The sequence below is a fragment of the Arcticibacter sp. genome (assembly GCF_053551015.1).
The window spans coordinates 112882-133806 of record NZ_JBMQOB010000007.1; the positions used below are offsets into that span (position 1 = coordinate 112882).

The 20925-nt window shown below is 46.1% G+C and carries 15 protein-coding genes; 13 read left to right on the forward strand and 2 right to left on the reverse strand.

Features of this window, described 5'->3' with window-relative positions; all coding sequences use genetic code 11:
- Positions 1-310: 310 nt before the first annotated feature.
- A complete protein-coding gene (locus ACO1NU_RS03295) occupies positions 311-1486 on the forward strand; it encodes a copper amine oxidase (protein ID WP_448817033.1) in 1176 nt (391 codons plus the stop codon).
- A 95-nt stretch (positions 1487-1581) separates the two neighbouring features.
- On the forward strand, positions 1582-2397 hold the full coding sequence (locus tag ACO1NU_RS03300; RefSeq protein WP_448817034.1) for a hypothetical protein: 816 nt from the start codon (positions 1582-1584) through the stop codon (positions 2395-2397).
- Here the strand turns inward: ACO1NU_RS03300 and ACO1NU_RS03305 are convergent.
- On the reverse strand, positions 2394-3626 hold the full coding sequence (locus ACO1NU_RS03305; protein WP_448817035.1) for an ROK family transcriptional regulator: 1233 nt from the start codon (positions 3624-3626) through the stop codon (positions 2394-2396). The two genes, ACO1NU_RS03300 and ACO1NU_RS03305, sit on opposite strands and share 4 nt — an antisense overlap.
- A 395-nt stretch (positions 3627-4021) precedes the next feature.
- On the opposite strand from ACO1NU_RS03305, the gene ACO1NU_RS03310 reads away from it, so the two are divergent.
- The 10 genes from ACO1NU_RS03310 (at position 4022) to ACO1NU_RS03355 (ending at position 18641) form a co-directional block, all read left to right on the forward strand.
- Positions 4022-5824 carry an FAD-dependent oxidoreductase gene (locus tag ACO1NU_RS03310; protein ID WP_448817036.1) on the forward strand — a complete coding sequence of 601 codons (1803 nt, stop codon included), beginning with the start codon at positions 4022-4024 and terminating at the stop codon, positions 5822-5824.
- Positions 5825-5864: 40 nt separating this feature from the next.
- Positions 5865-9056 (forward strand): SusC/RagA family TonB-linked outer membrane protein, encoded by a 3192-nt coding sequence (locus tag ACO1NU_RS03315; RefSeq protein ID WP_448817037.1) that lies wholly within the window; start codon positions 5865-5867, stop codon positions 9054-9056.
- 17 nt (positions 9057-9073) lie between these two features.
- A complete protein-coding gene (locus ACO1NU_RS03320) occupies positions 9074-10921 on the forward strand; it encodes a RagB/SusD family nutrient uptake outer membrane protein (protein WP_448817038.1) in 1848 nt (615 codons plus the stop codon).
- A gap of 25 nt (positions 10922-10946) precedes the next feature.
- Positions 10947-11864: a DUF5017 domain-containing protein gene (locus ACO1NU_RS03325; RefSeq protein WP_448817039.1), complete on the forward strand. Its 918-nt coding sequence runs from the start codon at positions 10947-10949 to the stop codon at positions 11862-11864.
- A 79-nt stretch (positions 11865-11943) separates the two neighbouring features.
- Positions 11944-13173 carry an MFS transporter gene (locus ACO1NU_RS03330; RefSeq protein WP_448817040.1) on the forward strand — a complete coding sequence of 410 codons (1230 nt, stop codon included), beginning with the start codon at positions 11944-11946 and terminating at the stop codon, positions 13171-13173.
- An 11-nt stretch (positions 13174-13184) separates the two neighbouring features.
- Complete coding sequence (locus tag ACO1NU_RS03335; RefSeq protein WP_448817041.1) at positions 13185-13871, forward strand: GDSL-type esterase/lipase family protein; 687 nt, start codon at positions 13185-13187, stop codon at positions 13869-13871.
- A 10-nt stretch (positions 13872-13881) separates the two neighbouring features.
- Positions 13882-14565, forward strand: coding sequence for a GDSL-type esterase/lipase family protein (locus ACO1NU_RS03340; RefSeq protein WP_448817042.1), 684 nt, complete (start codon positions 13882-13884; stop codon positions 14563-14565).
- A complete protein-coding gene (locus ACO1NU_RS03345) occupies positions 14562-15500 on the forward strand; it encodes a DUF4434 domain-containing protein (RefSeq protein ID WP_448817043.1) in 939 nt (312 codons plus the stop codon). Before ACO1NU_RS03340 ends, ACO1NU_RS03345 begins: the two co-directional genes overlap by 4 nt.
- A gap of 9 nt (positions 15501-15509) precedes the next feature.
- Positions 15510-16682, forward strand: coding sequence for an AGE family epimerase/isomerase (locus tag ACO1NU_RS03350; RefSeq protein WP_448817044.1), 1173 nt, complete (start codon positions 15510-15512; stop codon positions 16680-16682).
- Between the two features lie 42 nt (positions 16683-16724).
- Positions 16725-18641, forward strand: a complete 1917-nt coding sequence (locus ACO1NU_RS03355) for a beta-N-acetylhexosaminidase (RefSeq protein WP_448817045.1) — start codon at positions 16725-16727, stop codon at positions 18639-18641.
- Positions 18642-18647: 6 nt separating this feature from the next.
- Here ACO1NU_RS03355 and ACO1NU_RS03360 read toward each other — a convergent pair whose 3' ends face one another.
- On the reverse strand, positions 18648-19856 hold the full coding sequence (locus tag ACO1NU_RS03360; protein WP_448817046.1) for an MFS transporter: 1209 nt from the start codon (positions 19854-19856) through the stop codon (positions 18648-18650).
- A 169-nt stretch (positions 19857-20025) separates the two neighbouring features.
- Here ACO1NU_RS03360 and ACO1NU_RS03365 point away from each other — a divergent pair, with 169 nt between their 5' ends.
- Complete coding sequence (locus tag ACO1NU_RS03365) at positions 20026-20913, forward strand: dienelactone hydrolase family protein (protein ID WP_448817047.1); 888 nt, start codon at positions 20026-20028, stop codon at positions 20911-20913.
- The last annotated feature ends 12 nt before the right edge of the window (positions 20914-20925 follow it).

Below are 20925 nucleotides of genomic sequence, written 5' to 3' on the forward strand. Positions count from 1 at the left end.
GCTCCAGTACTCCCGTGCAATCTGAAAAGTACAAGAAGGCCCTCACTAAAATCCGGCCCCGGCAACTGTATCATACGAGGCGAAAATCCCGCTTGTAACCTGTCTATAATAAGCAGACATTATATGATATTAACAAAATTTAAAAAGGTTAAAATAGTTATATAATTAATTATAGATTTGATAAGTGGCCTGCCAGTTATTCTATTGCAGAATGCTGAGAGGTACAAACCGAGAGCCCGGCCTAAGTGGCGCTTACGGGCAATCGCGATTAAACTGAAAAGTTTCACATCGTTTAAAATACAATTGCATTATGTTAAAAAATCATATCCTTACGGGAATGTTGTTTTGCGGCTTCAGTATGGGAGTTGTCGCTCAGGATCTGAGTCCTGCAAATCTGAAAGCATTAAAAAAAGCCGGAAGGGGCGAAGCCGTTGCGCTGCCTGGTTTTCTGAAGACTGATTTTAAGTTGATCGACTATAAGAAAATAGTCATGCCTGGTCCTCAATACATCATTTCAGACGACCCTGAGTATATCCGTGTACCTGAAGCGATCGCATTGAAGGAATCAGTAGCACCGGGTGCGGTTAGACTGTATTTGTATAACGTAAATGGTGTTAAAGAACCCGCAAAGATCGACAGGAAGATCACCGCTGTGATCAAGAACACGGGAACTGCTCCTTTGCATCTGAGAATGCTCAAGTTCGTGTCCCAGAAGCCTACTACCAACTATTTTCAGTTAGGAAAGCAGGGGCTTGCCGAATATTTTGCTGCTACGCCACTGAACGAAGTGATCACCATTGCACCCGGCCAGGTTGTTCCGGTGGACAAGAACCTCGAAAATTACATTGTCAAGTTTGATGAGCTTGTGCATGGCATTTATGAATTTGTGATTGATCAGCCAGCTGAAATCGCGGTTATTCAAACAGCTCCCGGTACACCAGGACCGGATGCTTATAACACGATCAAGACAGTACTGCCTACCGGCCATAAAAATGCAGGCCGCGGACTGTTCGGCGTGAGCAACTACAGAGTGCTTAATAAGGAAGTTCTCGATACAAAAGACGGCGTATCGCAGTTAATCGTAGCGGACGGTAAAATCGACCCCTGGGTTGCTGGAGTAGAAGGCGTTAGCGGACAAATTTCTGAACTGGCGGGTAATTATGGTGTGATTTACGACATTGAGGTCGACTGGAAGAGCTCTGATGGTAAAGGGCTTGCGCTTCTAACCTGGAATTCAAGAACGGATAATCAATGGTGCAGTGGTATGGCTGCCAGCATGATTGTAAGTGAGGGTATATTTAAAGACGGGATTGTACAACTGCCAAGCAATAAGCTGACGACTACAGGTGCACCTGAAGCTGTCGTGGTGCAAGTTTTCAAGCCGGCGAAGGACGGTAGCAAACAAACAATTAAGCTCCGCTATTCTCCTCCGGGTGCATCTTGTTTGCCAACTCCGTTCATATTTGTACCTGTTGACGTGAAATAAGGCTTAACTGGTATATGATGATGGATAGTATTAATAGGTTTTATGTAGTAAGCGCAGTGTTGGGGATTCTGATATCCTCGACCTCATGTTCATCTTTGAGATCTTCTTCTCAATCGGGAGACAAAGATGCTCAAACAAGCTTCTATCAGAATGAGATAAAACCCCTAAGTAGTAAGCCTTGTTTCGAGGGTGCATACTACCGGAAAGTCGTTTCGAGTGAAGACGTTTGGAGAGGGATTAGCGGTCGTGTGGTCTTACCTGAACTTCAATTCGACAAGAACAGGATCAATCCGAAAAAGCCGGAGCAGTATCTGGATAACCCTTCGGTGTACCTGGGCGGTAGTATGGGTGGACAAGAAACAGACATCGGTCTTTCCTGGGAAATTATTAAAGATGAAAAGGGAGTAGTCTCTCCCCAAAGAAAGGCATTCAGGCCTTTTCTCCGCAGAACAGGTCATGCCTCAGGTCAGGAAGCTGTATTCGTGAACGCGCCTGCGATCAGTCAATATTACTGGTATCCGGGCGAAGAGGTTTATATGTCGGTGAAGATCATCGCCGAGGGAAAACTCAGGTTTGTGATTGAGGGTGCTGGCAAGCGCTTTGAACAGGACTTCGACTGTGATGGCTATAGCTTGAAAGGACATGCGGAATTTAAGCGTGTAAATGCAATCGACCAGGTCGCTAATGAAGGAAAACCTGCTCAGGCAAGCGGAACACGGATTCTGAATTCACAATGGAAAGCCACCAACCTGTATCGGGATCTCGGCGGCGAAATACGGGAAGTTCCCTTCCATAGTGGCAGGTATACCTCCATGGCATGTCCTGCAAAATCAAATTTCCAACTAATAGCAAGCGATAAAGAACTCGCAATTGGTGCCGAGAACATCAGCATCAGCGGAAACGGTTTTTAATCCAGATTTAGGAGCCTGTCTCTAACTAAAAGACAGGCTCCTATAATACCTGCTTTTTCTCCAAGCTGTGAAACCCGAAGCTGAGTGTCGCTGCTCACCAGGCTTAGCGAATATTTATTGATCGCGCTTTTGATTGGCAATCTTATATATTCTCCGGTTGTAGCGAGACTTCCACCTATAATGACGAGTTCCGGATTGAAAATATTGATGAGAAGGGCGATTCCCCGTCCGAGCTTTTCGCCAACATTGGCTATAAGGTCAATAGAGAGCACATCGTCATTACTCGCAGCTTCCAGAATGTCGCTAAGCTGAATCTCCTCGATCTTAGTGGCCTTGATGTTTTTGTTATTAAAGATGATGGTCGAAGATCCGGCCATTACTTTTTCCTTGAAGAGGCGGGTTAAAGCCCACCCGGATGCTTCAGTTTCCAGGCAACCTTTCTTTCCGCAGTTGCAGATGATCTCGTTATCGAAAATGGGGATGTGTCCAAACTCTCCGGCAAAGCCAGACTTGCCATAATAAAGATGGCTATTGATCATGACGCCCATTCCCAACCCATAATCCATATTCAGGAAGAGTACATTCTTTTCTTCTTTTACCACTCCCGCATTGAATTCTCCATAGGCCATCGCCCGGGAGTCATTCTCCAGGAAGGTTTTTATGCCGAGTTTTTTCTCGAGTGTTTTGGCCAGCGGCTCTTCATTAAAATGAAAAAAACTATAGCTATATCCGGTTGAATAGTTGATCCTTCCGGATAGATTGATGCCTAATCCAAGGATCTTCTCACGGCTGACGCTACTGCTTTTAATAAAGTCCTTGATAAGTGTGACAAGCTGATTGAGTGACTGCTGATCATTACTCAGCAAGTAGGGGACATGCTCCTGGGTCTCCCTAAGGTTTTTTTGAAGATCTGTCAAACCGATATTAATATGGTTTTGCTTCACATCGACACCCAGAAAGAATACTGAGTCTGCGATCATTCCATATAGATTCGGCTTTCTGCCCCCGGTAGATTGGACCTTTCCTAAATCTTTGACAAGCCCGTCACCCATCAGTTCATTAACGAGGTTAGTTACTTTGGGCGTGCTTAAATTTAGCTCTCTGCAGAGATCAGCTATCGTGCAGCTTCCATTGTTGCACAAATAAGAGATAGCGTTTTTTTTGAGCTGAATATTCTTATATGCAACCCCGGACATGTTTTCGTCATTAAGTTCTTCAAAAAAGGTCATGATCTCTGATAAGCGTTCTAGTAGAAATTAAGGTAGTACTCGTGATCAAATATATTCTAAAAATGGCAAAATTATCTCAAGAACCTGTCGACAGCTTCATAATTTTTAAAAACCGCTCTAACATTTCGATTTGCTCATATCTTGGTTTTTATAATAGTTATCGGTTAGATTAGATAATATTTATTGCGATATTCTTAACAGAACACGCTTCTTTTTGGAAATTATTTAGTTTTGATCGCTGTCTGACTCTGAACGTCTCTGAATACAGAAGAATTTGTCATTGATTAGTTAGTAAATAAAATTAAAAACGCATGGAATGTTATTAAAAATAAATTACATTCGTCTTTATAAATCAGCTTATGCGTAATCTTTATATAACTTTCATATGTTTTCTGGTGACATTTCACCTCCGTGCGGTTGCTGAAGAGTCAGTATCTGTAGATATCTTAATTGTGGGTGGCGGAGCCAGCGGTGTGACTGCGGGTATTCAATCATCCAGAATGTCGGCAAATACGCTCATTATTGAGGAGACAGGCTGGCTTGGAGGTATGCTCACCTCCGCAGGAGTTTCAGCAATCGACGGAAATCATCAGCTGCCTTCAGGTTTATGGGGAGAGTTTCGTGAGAAACTATATAGACACTATGGGGGTCCGGAAGCTGTAGAAACCGGATGGGTCAGCAATACCTTGTTTGAGCCCTCTGTCGGTAATAAAATCCTAAAAGAAATGGTCGCCACACCAAACCTGAATGTTTGGTATAATACACGCTATGAGAGTATTAAAAAAGAAGGAAATCTGTGGTTGGTAAAAGTAAGGAAGGGTGGGACGTTCCGTTTGATCAAAGCCAAGTTGGTAATTGATTGTACCGAGCTTGGTGATGTGATGGCAGCAGCCGGTGCAAAATATGATATCGGTATGGATAGCCGCTCTGTAAGTGGCGAGATGTATGCCCCCGAGAAAGCCAATGACATTATTCAGGATCTTACCTACGTAGTCATTCTCAAAGACTTTGGAAAAGGCGCAAATAAAACAATAAAGAAACCCAGGGGATATGATCCGGAAGTTTTCAAACACTGCTGCGATGTAGCCGATCCGGCTGCTGAAAATGCAGCTCCGCATATCGACTGTTCCAAAATGCTTACTTATGGTAAGTTACCTAACGGCAAGTACATGATCAACTGGCCTAAGGATGGTAATGATATTTACCTGAATATCATCGAGAAGACGCCACAAGAGCGCGAAGAAGCGCTTAAAGAAGCGAAATTGCATACTTTACGATTCGTTTATCATATGCAGACAACACTGGGATACAAGCATCTGGGTATAGCAGATGAGTTCCCGACTAAAGATAAGCTGCCAATGATTCCATACCACCGTGAATCACGAAGAGTTAATGGACTGGTGAGATATACGCTACCCTATGTATCCAAACCTTATGATCAGGATCTGCCCTTGTATCGCACGGGAGCAATCGTAGGTGACTATACCATCGATCATCATCATCTAAAGAATGCAGATGCGCCGAAGATTGATTTTGTTAAGATCAAAGTGCCTTCGTACAACGTACCTCTGGGCGCACTCGTTCCCAATGATGTTAGTGGACTGATCGTCGCCGAAAAAAGCATTAGTGTTTCAAATATTGTAGCAGGTGCAACCCGCTTGCAGCCCGTGGTTCTTGGCATCGGCCAGGCTGCGGGAGCTTTAGCTGGAACAGCTATCAAACATGGTATTGATCCCAAAGATGTCAATGTAAGGGAAGTTCAGCAGGAGCTATTAAATGCCAATGCGTATTTACTGCCATTTATTGATGTAAAACCTCATGATCCGGGTTTCCAGGCGATCCAGCGAATAGGAGCTACGGGCATCCTGAAGGGAACCGGACTTTCATACAAATGGGCTAACCAGACCTGGTTTTATCCGAAGCATCCTGTAAGTGAGTATGATTTCATCAATGGTTTAAAAACCTACTATCCGAAAGTAGCTGCAATAGAAGGCTCTGGTAAGGATATGGAAATAGATTTCTTTGCTGATGCAATTAACAAGGCGGAGCCTGCTGTATCGAAGGACCACGTGATCAGCAAATTCAAGGAGATGAAAAAAAATACATCATTCATGACAAGAGAAGATGTTGCGGTGATGCTTGACAGTCTGCTTCGTCCGTTTGATCGTGCGATTGGGTTTGACGGAAATCTCAAATAATCTTTAACCCTATAAGTTAGTATACCTAAACCTATTCTGTATGAAGTATAGAAGTATCAAGTCGAATGGTCTATCTGTGTGCCGGGCAATAATCGTTTCTATGTTATTGTTTTGCTTTTCAGTATCGGCATATTCCCAGAATCGAATAATTAAAGGAAAAGTTTCCGACATGCGGGGGGAAGCACTCGTGGGTGTTTCTGTGCAGGTAAAAGGAACTCAGAAAGGCACAGCTACAGATGCCCAGGGTAGATTCCAGCTAAATCTTGGTGCAGGGCAAAACACGCTTTTGTTCAGATACATAGGATTTGAAGAAAAGGCGGTGACAGTTATCGGTCAGGAAACATTAAACATTGTACTTAGCGAATCTTCCATGTTGATGGAAGAGGCCGTCGTTGTCGGGTATGGCACGGTTAAACGCAAAGACCTTACTGGCGCAGTAGGAAGGGTTAGTATTGAGGATCTGCAAAAAGCTCCGGTGAAAACGTTCGACGAGGCTCTGGCAGGGCGTGTTGCAGGAGTACAGGTAACGTCATCTGAAGGGCAACCCGGATCTAATATTAACATTACTATACGGGGGAACAACTCGATCACGCAAAGCAACTATCCTCTTTTTGTGATCGATGGATTTCCATTTGAAAGCGCTTCAGACTTTCCCGTAAATCCTCTTTCTACAATCGATCCAAATGACATCGAATCCATTGACGTATTAAAAGATGCATCGGCGACCGCCATATACGGGGCGCGAGGTGCAAACGGTGTGATCATGGTTACCACAAAGAGAGGGAAACTAGGCAAGCCGGTCATTTCCTATAACGCCTATTATGGTTTCCAGGAGAACAATCGAAGGGTGTCCTCCATGAATCCCTATGATTTCGTTAAACTCCAGTTCGAAATCGACTCCATTCGTACTAAAACACTCTATTTCAAGAATGGAAAGACCCTTGAAGATTACCGGAATGTGAGTGGCATTAACTGGGAAGACCAGGTTACCCGAGTTGCTCCGATGCAGAACCATTACCTGAATATGGCAGGAGGTACAGAGAAGACCAAGTATTCTGCTTCTTTATCCTACACTGGTCAAGACGGCGTTTTAATTAATTCTGGATTTGAAAGAATGATGGGTAAGCTGGTTTTAGACCAGGAGGTAAATGACAAGCTGAAGGTTGGGATTAGCTCCACCTATTCATACGTCAAGAACTATGGAAGCCCAACTTCTTCCAGCGGCTACAGTAATGAGACGAATATGCTGTTCAGCGTCTGGTCTTTCAGGCCTGTAGCTGTGGATTCCACTCTAAACCTGATTGACTCGCCTGTCGATCCCGAAGTTGAACAAGGAAGCAATAATACATTCAACCCCGTGCTAACGGCGAAGAACGAGCTTAGAGAGAACTTCGGTAATAACCTTGTTGCCAATGCCTTTGCGGAGTATAGCTTCACTAAGGCATTGAAACTGAAGATTTCGGGAGGCATTAACCGAGGCACCCGGCAGTACGATCTGTTCAACGGGCCATTCTCGAGGGCAGGGTTCTTATCTAACAATTCGGTAAGCGGATCGAAGACGTTTAACAACAGTGTCGGGTGGCAGAATACCAATACACTTAGCTACAGCAAACGCATTAATAAAAACCACTATTTTGATCTATTGGGTGGTTTCACTGCTGAACGAGGAGAGAGCTCTGCGTTTGGTGCTTATGCTATTAATCTCCCTAACGCTGGATTAGGTCTCAATGGTTTAGATGAAGGAGAAGCGAATAATATTACCTCGTACTCTTCTGACTGGACGATGGCATCTTTCTTTGGTCGTGTTAATTATAAACTTTCCGATCGCTACCTGTTCACTACCACGATGCGTTCTGACGGGTCTTCGAGATTTCAAGGAAAGAATAAGTGGGGCTATTTTCCATCGGCGGCCCTTGCATGGCAGATGGATAAAGAAGCTTTCATGAAGAACCTGCAGTTTATTTCGACTTCTAAATTAAGGTTTTCCTGGGGGGTGACGGGTAATAATGCGGTAAGCAATTATGCCTCTTATTCCGCATTGTCGACCTCAAACCCGGACGCTGGAAACGCCGCTAACAACAATCCGGGATATACATTTGGTGGCGGCTATCAGAATGGTCTGATTAACGTGGGGATTGGGAATCCTGATCTCAGATGGGAATCCACACGTCAGCTGGATCTGGGGTACAATCTGGGATTATTCAAAGACAAGCTGAACATCGAAGTTGATGTTTACGATAAACGTACTACCGATCTTCTGCTGAATGCAGACATGTCGCCCAACACCGGCTATTACCGTTCTGTCAGAAATATCGGAAAGGTCGGTAATAAGGGTTTAGAGATCAGTCTATCCTACAGTCCGATCGTGAAGAAGGATTTCAACTGGACATCCTCATTCAACATTGCTTTTAACAGAAATAAAGTATTGGCATTGTCAGACAATCAGAACTACATCGTTTCTGCTCAGAACTGGGGACAGGATTGGCAGAACGTCTATGGCTACGTGGCGATGATCGATCAACCGATTTCGCAGTTCTATGGTTTGATATATGATGGCGTGTATCAGTATGAAGACTTCATCAAGGTAGGCAATACGTATACGCTGAAGAATAATATAACTGCCAACAACGCTTCGCGCGGCTCGGTACAACCGGGCGATGTGAAATACAGGGATCTGAATGGTGATTTGATCATCAATGAGGATGACAAGACCGTCATCGGCAATCCTAACCCTAAGCACACCGGTGGTTTTTCCAATAACTTCACTTACAAAGGTTTCGACCTCGGTATTTTCCTGCAGTGGTCATACGGAAACGACATTTACAACGCTAACAGGATCATGTTTGAGTCTGCCTACAAGTATGGATATAACCAATATGAGAGTTACGTGAACAGATGGTCAGCAGAAAACCAAGATTCAGACATTCCAGGCGTACAAGCGATCAAAGGAGCTGGTCTCAAAGCTTATTCGACCCGCATTGTAGAAGATGGTTCATTCTTAAGACTTAAAACTGTTTCCCTTGGATATAGCCTGCCTAAAGAACTGCTGAACCGGATAAAAGTATCCTCGGCCAGGGTATATGTATCGGCGCAAAACCTGTACACTTTCACAGGCTATTCCGGGTATGATCCCGAGGTCTCTGTACGGAACTCGGCACTTACTCCCGGATTCGACTTCTCGGCATACCCAAGAGCCAGAACAATCACATTTGGACTAACTACATCATTTTAGTGGAGGAAAGATATAATATGAAAAAGACATTCTTAATGCTCGCTATATCTACGTTACTTTTCAGTTCATGTGAAAAGTTTTTAGATACCACTCCTAAGGATACCTTGTCTCCTAAAGGCTATTTCAATACAGCGGCGGAAGCAGAAGTAGCCCTCGCCGGTGTATATGATCCCCTGGGTAAAAACAGCACGTATGGTCGAAAGCTGTTTTTTGAACTCGATATCGCAGACGACAGCTTTGTGGCACTTTCGAACTGGACGCAGAATGTAGCTTTGTTTAACTATAACCCTTCTGATCCGGATGTAACAGATCTCTGGGTAGCACTATATAATGCCATCAACCGCGCGAATGTGCTTCTGGAGAACCTTCCAAGGGTACAGATGGATGCAACTCGCAAAAAGGCCATTGAGGGCCAGGCTTTGTTTCTGCGCGGCTACTATTATTTTCTGCTCACGAACTATTGGGGAGACGTTCCCCTGCGACTCACTGCAACATCTGCAGTAAATGACGTCAACCTGAAACGGACTTCCTACAAAGAGGTCTATGCGCAGATCGTCGCAGATATGGAAAAGGCAGCCGAGTTGGTGGAGCCTGCCGGTACTTATGCGTATGGAAGCCGGGTGACCCAACCCGTGGTATGGGGCATACTCGCAAGAGTAAATCTAAAGATGGCAGGAGCACCGTTAAGGGATGCTTCCCGGTATCCTGAAGTCGTCAAGTGGGCTGGAAAGGTGATTGACTCTAAATTCCATGTCTTGAATCCTGATTACCGGGATGTATTCATCAGAATGTGTAACGGAACGTATGATATCAAAGAAACGATTTGGGAGGTGGAATTCAACCGCTATAATGAATCTCAGGCAGAGGAAGGCTCTGTGGGAGTCATCAACGGAATCTCTGCAAATGCTGAACCTTACGGGTATAGCTACGGTGCCAAGCATACAACAGATTACTATTTCAGACAATTTAAAGCAGATCTTCTGACTGTAAACGGAGTGCAAATCAGCCATTCGCCAGATATGAGACGGGATTGGACAATCGGAACCTATTATTACGATGCAACAAGCCGTGCTAAGATTAACTACGGAGTTAGCTCTGTCTACAATAGATTTGACGCGAAATGGCGTCGGGAATACGAGAAAGTTGAGACCCGATTTAATGGTTCGTCTACAATCAACTTCCCTCTTTTGAGATATTCGGATGTTCTATTGATGTACGCAGAGGCAGATAACGAAATCAATGGTCCCAGACAGGAGGCCATTGAGTATGTTAATCTGGTAAGAAGAAGGGCATATGGAAAACTAAGTTCAGGCGAATCGATCAAGTACATTGAGGTTCCTGCAAATGGAGGCGGATCCAGCTATACAATTGCCCCTAAGGTGGAAATCGTTGGAGGCGGCGGGATTGGCGCAGAGGCTACCGCAGCGATTTCGGGCGGCAAGGTGGCGTCCATTATGCTGACCAATATCGGTTCTGGCTATACATCTGCACCCTCAGTAGTCATCAGTTCGCAGGATATGGGTTCGGGCGCTACGGCAAGAGTGGTTCTTACATCAAAGTCAAGCCTTGTTTCTGATCTCCCGGCTGAACAAGTATCGGGTCAGGAGGCTTTCCGTCAGGCTATACGTAAGGAACGGAATTTGGAGTTGGGTTATGAGGCATTAAGGCGTTTCGATCTGGTACGTTGGGGAGACTATGTTTCTGCGATGAAGAACGTAGCAAATGATATCTTAATTACAGCGCCTTCCGCTTATTCTTATGCAGCAAGACACGGTAATAATATTTCAGCCAGGGATACAGTTTTAGCCGTCCCTTCAAGAGAGATGCTCTTAAACAAAGAGGCTCGTCAAAATAACGGATGGTAGGCTTATACTTTATAGAACATTGTTTATGAAAAAAATATTTTATTCTACTATAGCTCTCGCCTTTTTTGCTTTAGCATCTTGCGGCAAGGACGAGCCTGAGGCTCCTTCGTTTGACGTAAGCGTTGCACATACAGAGATAGCGGTAAATGATTCTCTGGCATTCCATTTCCATGGCGATGCTGACGTCATCACATTTTACTCTGGCGAACTGGGAAAGGAATACCGGTTTAGAGACCGTACGAATGTTGAAGATCTGAAGTTGCGTTTAACTCTTGGTACCCGGGTTCTATATGGAGCACAGACCAACAATTTCAGCATACTTTGCTCGAACGATTTCGAAGGCAGCTATACTCCTAATGGTATAAAGGAGGAACAATGGACGGATATTACAAGTAAATTCACGTTGTCTCCAACGCCTGCAGGCGGTAGTACAACCGTTACTACTTTATCCGGTCCGGTTGATTTATCGGAATTCGTTAAGAAGGACAAGCCTTTATATTTTGCTTTTAAGTACAAAAGTGACACGAGTGCGACTACGGCACTTGGCGGCCGTACATGGAGAGTTTACGATTTCAATTTAGAAACGGTTAATGCGGATGGTGGAGTTTCTACAGTAGCAACAGCCAGAACGGGCGGCTGGATCAGTGTTGATATAAAAAACAAAGCGAACAAATGGACAATTGCAAGCACTGCGCCTTTTGTTTTCTTCGCACCAGGCAACACTAGCCCATCTTTGGACTGGGCGATCTCTGCGCCCTTTCAGCCAAGCCTCGTCAATCCAGACAAGGGAACACTGGTTAAAGCCTTCCTTGCGAAGACTCCCGCTGAGTATAAGCATGCTTTCAGCATGCCCGGCCACTACAAGGTTACCTTTGTTGCCAGAAACGCAAATAGCCATGGAGACAAAGAGGTTGTTAGAGAATTGAACATTACTGTAAAATAACTAATTCCTACACACGTTGATACAAGCTGAAAAAAAGATTCCCAATCCAATTCGCTGGATTCCTTCAACATGGTTCGCCATGGGGCTTCCCTTCGTTGCCCTGTCGGGTGCGAGTTCTATTATGTACAAAAACATGGGCATCAGCGATACGCAGATCGCCTTATGGACATCTTTGATTATGTTACCCTGGACCTTAAAGCCTTTGTGGGGACCATTCCTAGAGATGTATAAAACGAAGAAATTCTTCGTTTATACCACCCAGATCTTTACCGGTCTGGTGTTCGGGCTATTGGCCTTGACCCTGCAACTGGATCATTTCTTCAGCTTCTCCATCGCGATGCTGACAATCATCGCGATCAGCGGTGCCACTCACGATACGGCGGCAGACGGTGTATACCTGAACGAGCTTACTCCGAAACTGCAGGCGAAGTTTGTAGGATGGCAGGGTGCCTTCTACAATGTGGCCAAAGTGTTCTCGGGTGGTGCGCTGGTTTATCTGGCTGGTCAGTTGGAAAAGGAAATCGGTATACCGAGTGCCTGGATGGTCGTGATGTTTATTTACGGGATCATCATGGTTTTACTTGGCCTCTATAACATGAGGGCGCTGCCTTCCAGCAGTCAGGTAAAGACCACTTCTTCGGTGAGGGAAGGCTTTGCCACGTTAAAAGATGTTATCATCACCTTCTTTCAGAAGAAACACATCTGGGCCAGCCTGTGCTTTATTGTTTTCTATCGCTTTGCAGAAGGACAAGCTATCAAGATCGTTCCTTTGTTCTTTAAGGCCTCTCGTGAAAGCGGAGGACTCGGACTAAGCACTTCTGAAATTGGTTTGCTATATGGTGTCTTCGGATCCATTGCATTCGTTTTGGGATCCATCCTGGCGGGCTATTATGTGTCCAATAAAGGTCTTACGAGACGTACCCTGTTCATTCTGTGTGCCTTCTTTAATTTTCCTTTTGCAGCATATGCGTTCCTCGCCATTTTTATGCCGACAAACTTGTATGTGATCGCAGCAGCAGTAGCGATTGAATATCTGGGTTATGGTTATGGCTTTGTTGGCCTGATCTTGTTTATGATGCAGAACATTGCGCCCGGCAAATACAAGATGGCGCATTATGCTTTTGGAAGCGGACTGATGAATCTGGGCTTCATGATTCCTTCAATGATCAGCGGATTGCTCAGCGATATGCTTGGCTATAAGGAATTCTTCATCTGGGTGCTTATTGCAACAATCCCGGCATTTATTGTCACCTGGCTGGTTCCGTTAAAAACGCCTGAGGAAATCGAGAACGATTCTGCGACAGTATAAACTATAAAAAGATGAACGCTTTATATCAAAGAGCCTTGGTGGGCTGTATTGCTATATTTTGCAGCACTGCCAATGCACAACAAACTACGGTGGACAGTACCTATCTGAACAGTCACTATAGCGCCAGGCTTGATTTTTTTAGAAAGATGCCTAATAAGAAGCACGAGATCGTGTTTCTGGGTAACAGTTTGACTGAAGGTGGTAAATGGCAGGAACTTGTCTCCAAAAAGAATGTAATCAACCGGGGCATCAGTGGTGATGTAACCTACGGAATATGGGCAAGGCTGGATGAGGTATTAAGTTCGAGACCTTCGAAAATTTTTCTGCTTTGTGGTATTAACGACATGAAGCGGGGAACACCAAACGAGGTCATCCTCGCTAACATCGCTAAGATCGCGACGCGGGTAAAGAGGGAGTCGCCTAAAACCCGTCTCTTCATACAAAGCCTTTTGCCCGTTAATGAGGCGATGCTGCCCGCATCCTATGACAAGATCAACAATGCCAGGATTAATGAGTTGAATAGCAGCCTGGAGACCCTGTGCAGACAGACAGGCGCGACTTATGTTGATCTGCATCCGGCTTTGGAAGACCAGGAGGGAAGCCTGCGCAAGGAGCTTTCCATTGATGGCCTTCACTTGCGCCAGGCCTCTTATATCTTGTGGGCCAATCACCTGAAGAAATTGAATTTACTGGATTAGCCTCAACCTGATGAATAAGTTTATATCAACAACCGCCATGCTGCTGTTATTGGCAGCCTCGGCAAACGCACAGAGTGTTAAGATCGACAGCGCTTACGCCAACTGGTACTACGTACAGCGCATGGAATATTTTAATAATATGCCGCCCGTTAAAAATGCGATCGTATTTCTGGGTAATAGTATAACCGAACGGGGCGAGTGGCAGGAAATACTCTCCGGCAGCAAATATCCTGTTGTAAACAGAGGAATTGGCGGCGATAATTCTTTCGGCATACTCGCCAGAATAGAGGAGGCATTGAAAGGCAAGCCGAAAGCGGTTTTTCTGATGGATGGCATTAACGACCAGTTCAGAAAGCTGCCTCATGAGGTCAGCATCTACAACTACCTCCGCATCATCAGGAAGATTAAAGCCTTGTCGCCAAAGACAAAGATCTATCTGGAGAGCGCATTGCCGATAAACGAGGCCATGACAACCGAGCCTTATACCAAGGGCCGAAATGTACTGGTGCCTCAGCTGAACGCCAAGCTAAAGCAGCTGGCCAAAGATGAAAAGATAACCTATATTGATATATGTCCGCTGTTTCAGGACGAAAATGGTGTGCTCAAATCTGAATACACCCCGGACGGTATTCACCTGAAACCGGCAGCTTATATTAACTGGGTTGCATTCCTAAAGCGCAAGAAAGTTTTATGAAAATAACAGGAACGTTTATAGACGAAATCTCACACGATATTCCGCATCAGAATTGGGGAGAAAAGGAGTGGGATCAGGACTTTGCTCATATGAGGAGCATAGGTATCGACACGGTTATCATGATCCGCAGTGGGTACAGGAAGTTTATTACTTACCCATCGCAATACCTGATGGACCATTACGGCTGCTACAGGCCATCGACGGATCTGGTTGATCTTTTCCTACGCCTTGCAGATAAATACGCTATGAAGTTTTACTTCGGGCTTTATGACAGCGGCATTTATTGGGATACAGGGAATCTTCAGCATGAGATCGACGCCAACCGCTATGTGGTAGATGAAGTATGGCAGAAGTACGGCCACTATAAAAGCTTCGGAGGCTGGTATGTAAGCACAGAAATAAGCAGAAAAACAAAGGGGGCAACGGAAGCGTTCAGAACCCTCGGGATGCAATGCAAAGGCATCAGCAACGGTCTGCCAACGCTGATTTCCCCTTGGATCGACGGCAAAAAGGCAGTCATGGCTTCTTCTTCACAGCTGAGTAAGGCAGATGCCATATCGGTTAAGGAACACGAAGATGAATGGGGCGAGATCTTTGAAGGCATCTCCGGAGCTATCGATGCGGTGGCGTTCCAGGACGGGCACATCGACTATGACGAGCTGCCTGCCTTCTTCGAAGTAAACAAAAAACTGGCCGACCGCTTCGGCTTGGAGTGCTGGACTAACGTGGAGTCGTTTGATCGCGATATGCCCATTAAGTTTTTGCCGATTAAATTCGACAAGTTACGCCTGAAGCTGGAGGCCGCAGCCGCAGCCGGCTACGATAAGGCGATAACATTTGAGTTTTCACATTTTATGAGTCCTCAGTCAGCTTATCTGCAGGCAGGACATTTATACAACAGGTATCAGGAGTACCTGAAAGGACTGACTTTTTGAGATTGATATATGAACAAGCTTAGTGAAATTTACAGGGAGGAACTGCTAGGGAATGTAATTCCGTTCTGGATGAAGCATTCGAAAGATGAAACGCATGGTGGCTACTTCACCTGTCTGGGACGTGATGGTAAGGTATTCGACACAGACAAGTTTATGTGGCTGCAAGGCCGTGAGGTATGGATGTTTGCAACCCTGTACAATAAACTGGAAGCGAAGCAGGAATGGTTGGATATGGCTCTGCACGGTGCAGACTTTATGAAAAAATATGGCAGAGACAGCGAGGGTAACTGGTACTTCTCTCTCAACCAACAAGGCAAACCTCTGGTGCAGCCTTACAATATCTTTTCTGATTGTTTCGCTACAATGGGCTTTGGCGCTCTGTATGAGGCAACAAAGAAAGATGAGTTTGGAGAGATCGCCAAGCAGACCTTTGAAAATATCCTCAGAAGAAGGAACAATACGAAAGGCGCATACAATAAGATTTACCCTGGTACACGCGACCTGCGGAACTTCTCCCTGCCTATGATCCTGAGCAATCTATCCATCGAGTTAGAACACCTGCTGGACAAATCATTGGTAGAAGGTCTGATTCAGGATGTAATCAATGAGGTGATGAACGTATTCTATCAGCCTGAAAGCGGTATCATCTATGAGAATGTTAACCTCGACGGATCATTCTCCGATAGCTTCGAAGGACGCTTGCTGAACCCGGGCCACACTATCGAGGCCATGTGGTTTATGATGGACCTTGGTGTTCGTTTAAACGACCAGGCTTTAATAAACAAGAGTATCGATATTGCTTTAAAGGCGCTAGAATATGGCTGGGACGAGCAGTATGGCGGTATTTTCTATTTCCTCGACTGCAAGGGCAATCCGCCGCAGCAGCTGGAATGGGATCAGAAGCTTTGGTGGGTACACGTGGAAGCTCTGGTATGCATGGCTAAAGCCTGGTCATTAACAGGTAATGAGGCCGCAAAAGAGTGGTTCCTGAAATTACATGACTATACCTGGAATCACTTCAAGGATCCGGAACATGGCGAATGGTTCGGTTATCTGAACAGGCGCGGTGAGGTTCTTCTGAATTTGAAGGGCGGTAAATGGAAGGGTTGTTTTCATGTGCCTCGTGCGCTCTTCCAGGTGTATAAAACACTCGAGCCGCAGCCGGAAATTCAACTGATCTGATCAAGGCTTTAATAAAGTTCAATACGTCAATCAATTTATGTGATGAAGCGCCTCGGTTTTCTCTCTGTTATTCTTCTGTGGACTGTTCTGAATGTGGCTGAAGCTCAAACGCCTCAGTTCGCTATTCTTCCTAAACCAGTATCCCTGGAGCTAAACAAGGGAAGCTTCGAGCTGCCGCAGCACGTATTGATAAGTTCAAACAGCGCTAAGCAAAGTGAAGCTGCGGCTGTATTTTTGAAAACCAGGATTGGTGCTGCTACCGGAAGGAAAGTAAGCCTGCTTAATCATACTTCAAAGAAGGCATCAATCAGGTTTGAAATCCTGCACAAACAAGAAACTCAGTTGGGTAATGAGGGGTACAGACTCCTTGTTACCCCTCGTTTCGTCACCATTAAGGCTAACCACGCCGCCGGGCTCTTTTACGGGGTACAAACCGTATTGCAGCTGTTCCCGAAAGAGATTGAAGCAGAGAACGTGGTGCAAACTGCCGACTGGACACTACCCTGTGTGGAGATCCTTGATTTCCCCCGACTTCCCTGGAGAGGACTGATGTTTGATGTTGCCCGCCACTTCTTTACAAAGGACGAGGTAAAGCAATACATTGACGCGATGGTTCGCTATAAGTATAACCTGCTTCACCTGCATCTGACAGACAATGAGGGCTGGCGTATTGAAATCAAAAAGTATCCCAAGCTTACGGCCGTAGGTGCCTGGAGGCCTGGAAGAGAGGGCAACTTTGGTACCTTTAGCCCACCTGCAGCAGACGCTGCAAACGACTATGGTGGTTTTTATACGCAGGACGATATCCGGGAACTGGTTCAGTATGCCAAAGAAAGGTTTGTTGATATTCTTCCGGAGATCGACGTTCCGGGCCATAGCCTGGCTGCTGTAGTTGCTTATCCCGAGCTATCCTGCACCCCGGAGGCAGTCAATTACCGTGTGCGTTCAGGGGAACGGATCATGGACTGGTCGGCAGGTGGTAAGTTACCTCAGGCCATCTATGATAATAACCTTTGCCCCGCTAATGAATCCGTTTATAGCTTTATAGACGATGTTCTTGAAGAAGTCGTCCCGCTTTTTCCATTCAGCTATATACACATGGGCGGCGACGAAACATCGACTAACTACTGGGAGAAAAGCGAAGCCGTGAAAGAGCTGATGGCCAGAGAGGGCTTGAAAGACATGCATCAGGTACAGGGATACTTCGCAAAGCGGGTAAAAAGCCTGGTAGAGAAACGTGGGAAGAAGTTCATGGGCTGGGACGAGATCCTGGATAATGGCCTTCCTCAGGATGCTGCCGTCATGGTGTGGCACAATCCGGAGAAAGCTGTTGAGGCATCCCGGCTGAAACATGCGGTGGTCTTAGCGCCTATCGGCCATAACTACTTGGATCTTAGGCAAGGAGATGCGATCATCGAACCTCCGGTTTATAAAGAAGTGCGTCTGAGTAAAACCTATCAGTTTAATCCTGTTCCAGCAGGATCTGACGCCGCGTACATTCTGGGCGGACAGGCGAACCTCTGGACTGAGAATGTCTATAACATTCGTCACGCCGAGTACATGACCTGGCCAAGAGGGTTTGCTGTTGCAGAAGCACTATGGTCCGCCGACACGACTAAGAACTGGCCTGAGTTCTTTCACCGCGTGGAAGATCATTTCAAAAGGCTGGATCTACGGCAGACGAAATACGCGCCGAGTGTGTATGATCCGATTTTCACTGTAAGAAAATCGGCCCAGTCTGAACCGCTCGTTACGCTGTCTACCGAAGTCGAAGGACTCTCTATACATTACAGCTTTGACAATTCCTATCCCGACCGATTCTATCCGCGTTACGAAAAGCCGCTTTCCATACCCAAAGACGCTACTTTGCTTCGCGTGATTACTTATCGGGGCGACGAAGTCGCAGGAAGAATGCAGAATATGCCTGTGGAGGAAATCACGAAACGCATCAAGGATTAGAGCCGCTTACATTTTCATTCGCCTGATCACCCAGCTGAATCCGGGAGCTGTCAGGCAGATCACAAGTCCCGTAAGCAACCACAGAATGTCAAAGCCCCAGTTATGCGCGATGCGAGTTCCCAGGTAAGGCGACAAAACATAAGCCACAGAAAATGCCAGGGAGTTCATTCCCATATAGGCACCCCGGGTGTCAGCGGTTGAACGCTGCATCGCAACGGTCGACATAAACGGCATTGCCAGAATCTCCGATATACAGAGCACAAAGATCGAAGCGTACAACACAATTTGTCCCCCCGGGATCAGCAACATTAGAAAAGACAACCCGCATAGAACAGTGCCGGTGACGATCACAGCAGTCGTGCTCAGCCTTTTTTCAGCGATATGCACCAATAGCATCTCGAGGAGGAAGACAACCAGTCCGCTAAATCCAAGTATGAGCCCGATGCTCCACTCATTCAGCCGATGTGCTTCCCGGTAAAACAGCGGCAAGGTACTCAGCAGCTGAAAAAAGCAGATCGCATAGAAACAGCATAATAGCGTGAACACCAGAAAGTACCCATCTTTCCATGGAGATATTCCTTTAAGTTCTGAATGCGCTGCCCGCGAATTTCTTGTTTCGTGTTGCTCGCCTTTTCGGCTTCTGAAATAGAAGAAGAAAACCAGGGCTGCAATAGCGCAGCTAAGTGCATTTCCAAAGAAAAGCAGGTTGTAAGAAAACGCCGCAAGAAAGCCCCCGAGAGCGGGTCCTACCGAGAATCCGAGGTTCACGGCCATACGGTTGAGGGAAAAAGCTTTTGTGATGTTCTCTGGTTTCGTATAGTGCGCAAGCGCCACCGAGTTAGCGGGTCTGAACGTCTCCGATATCAGGCTGAGAGTAAAAACTCCCGCCGAGAGCAATAGTGGTTCTTTCAGCAAAGGGAGAAGGCAGAATATCGGGACACAGAGCAGCAAGCTGAGCAGTTGAATGTAGAAATGATCAAAGCGATCACTTAGCCAGCCGCCCACCCATGAGCCACACATGGCGCCTATGCCGAAGCAACTCAGTACAGTACCTGTCTCCGTCAGGCTGAACTGAAGTGCCCGCGTCATATACACACCCAGAAAAGGAATGACCATCGCACCGCTTCTGTTGATCAGCATAATGAGCGAGAGCATCCAAACCGGTTGCGTGAGCCCCTGATAAGAGGCAAGGTAGAATTTCCAGAATCGTGTCACGATAATTAAAAATGGATTTGTTGAAGGCCGTTATGCATGGCCATTCAGGTATGTTGCGGCGCAAAGTTAAGAGATCGGACCAGCTTATGACATAAATAATCATCATTCATCGATACTCCCGTTTAAAAATGTATTTTTATTAGCTAAGCTACATTAATCACGCCTCACCATGAAAGAAATCAAAAAAGAAGACATCAAACAGGAGGTATTCGACCTGTATGACGACTATGCACATAACCGTTTGAACCGTCGCGACTTCGTGCAGCGACTGTCCGTTTTTGCAGTAGGAGGACTTACCGTCACCTCGCTGATGAGCTTCCTTTCCCCGGATTACATTGACGCCATCCAGGTAAAAGCGGGTGATAGCCGCCTGAGCTCAGATTATATTACTTACAATTCGCCAAAAGGCGGCGGCGACATAAAGGGACTATTATCCACTCCGGCTGGCTCAAAGGAGAAGCTCGGCGGGATCATTGTGGTTCATGAAAACAGGGGCTTGAATCCGCACATTGAAGACGTTGCCCGCAGGGCCGCTCTTGCCGGATTCGTATCTCTCGCTCCGGACGCCTTGACTCCGCTTGGAGGCTACCCCGGAAATGATGATGACGGCAGGAATCTCCAAAGCAAGAGGAACAGAGATGAGATGCTGGAAGATTTTATAGCGGCCTACGATTACCTGAAGAACCACAAAAGCTGCAATGGCAAAGTGGGAGTAGTGGGTTTCTGCATCGGAGGATGGATATCCAATATGATGGCTGTACGTATTCCCGAACTCGCCGCAGCGGTGCCGTTCTACGGCGGTCAGCCGGACCTGGCTGACGTTCCGAAGATCAAGGCGCCGCTTCAGCTTCACTATGCAGAGCTCGACACGCGGGTTAACGAAGGCTGGCCTGCCTATGAGGCTGCTTTGAAGGAAAACAAGAAGACGTATGAGGCCTTCATGTACCCGCAGGTAAACCATGGCTTCCATAATGATACCACACCGCGGTACGATAAGGCAGCGGCAGAGCTGGCCTGGAGTCGTACGCTCGACTTCTTTAAAAAAACGCTGAGCTAAACCTCAGTGAAC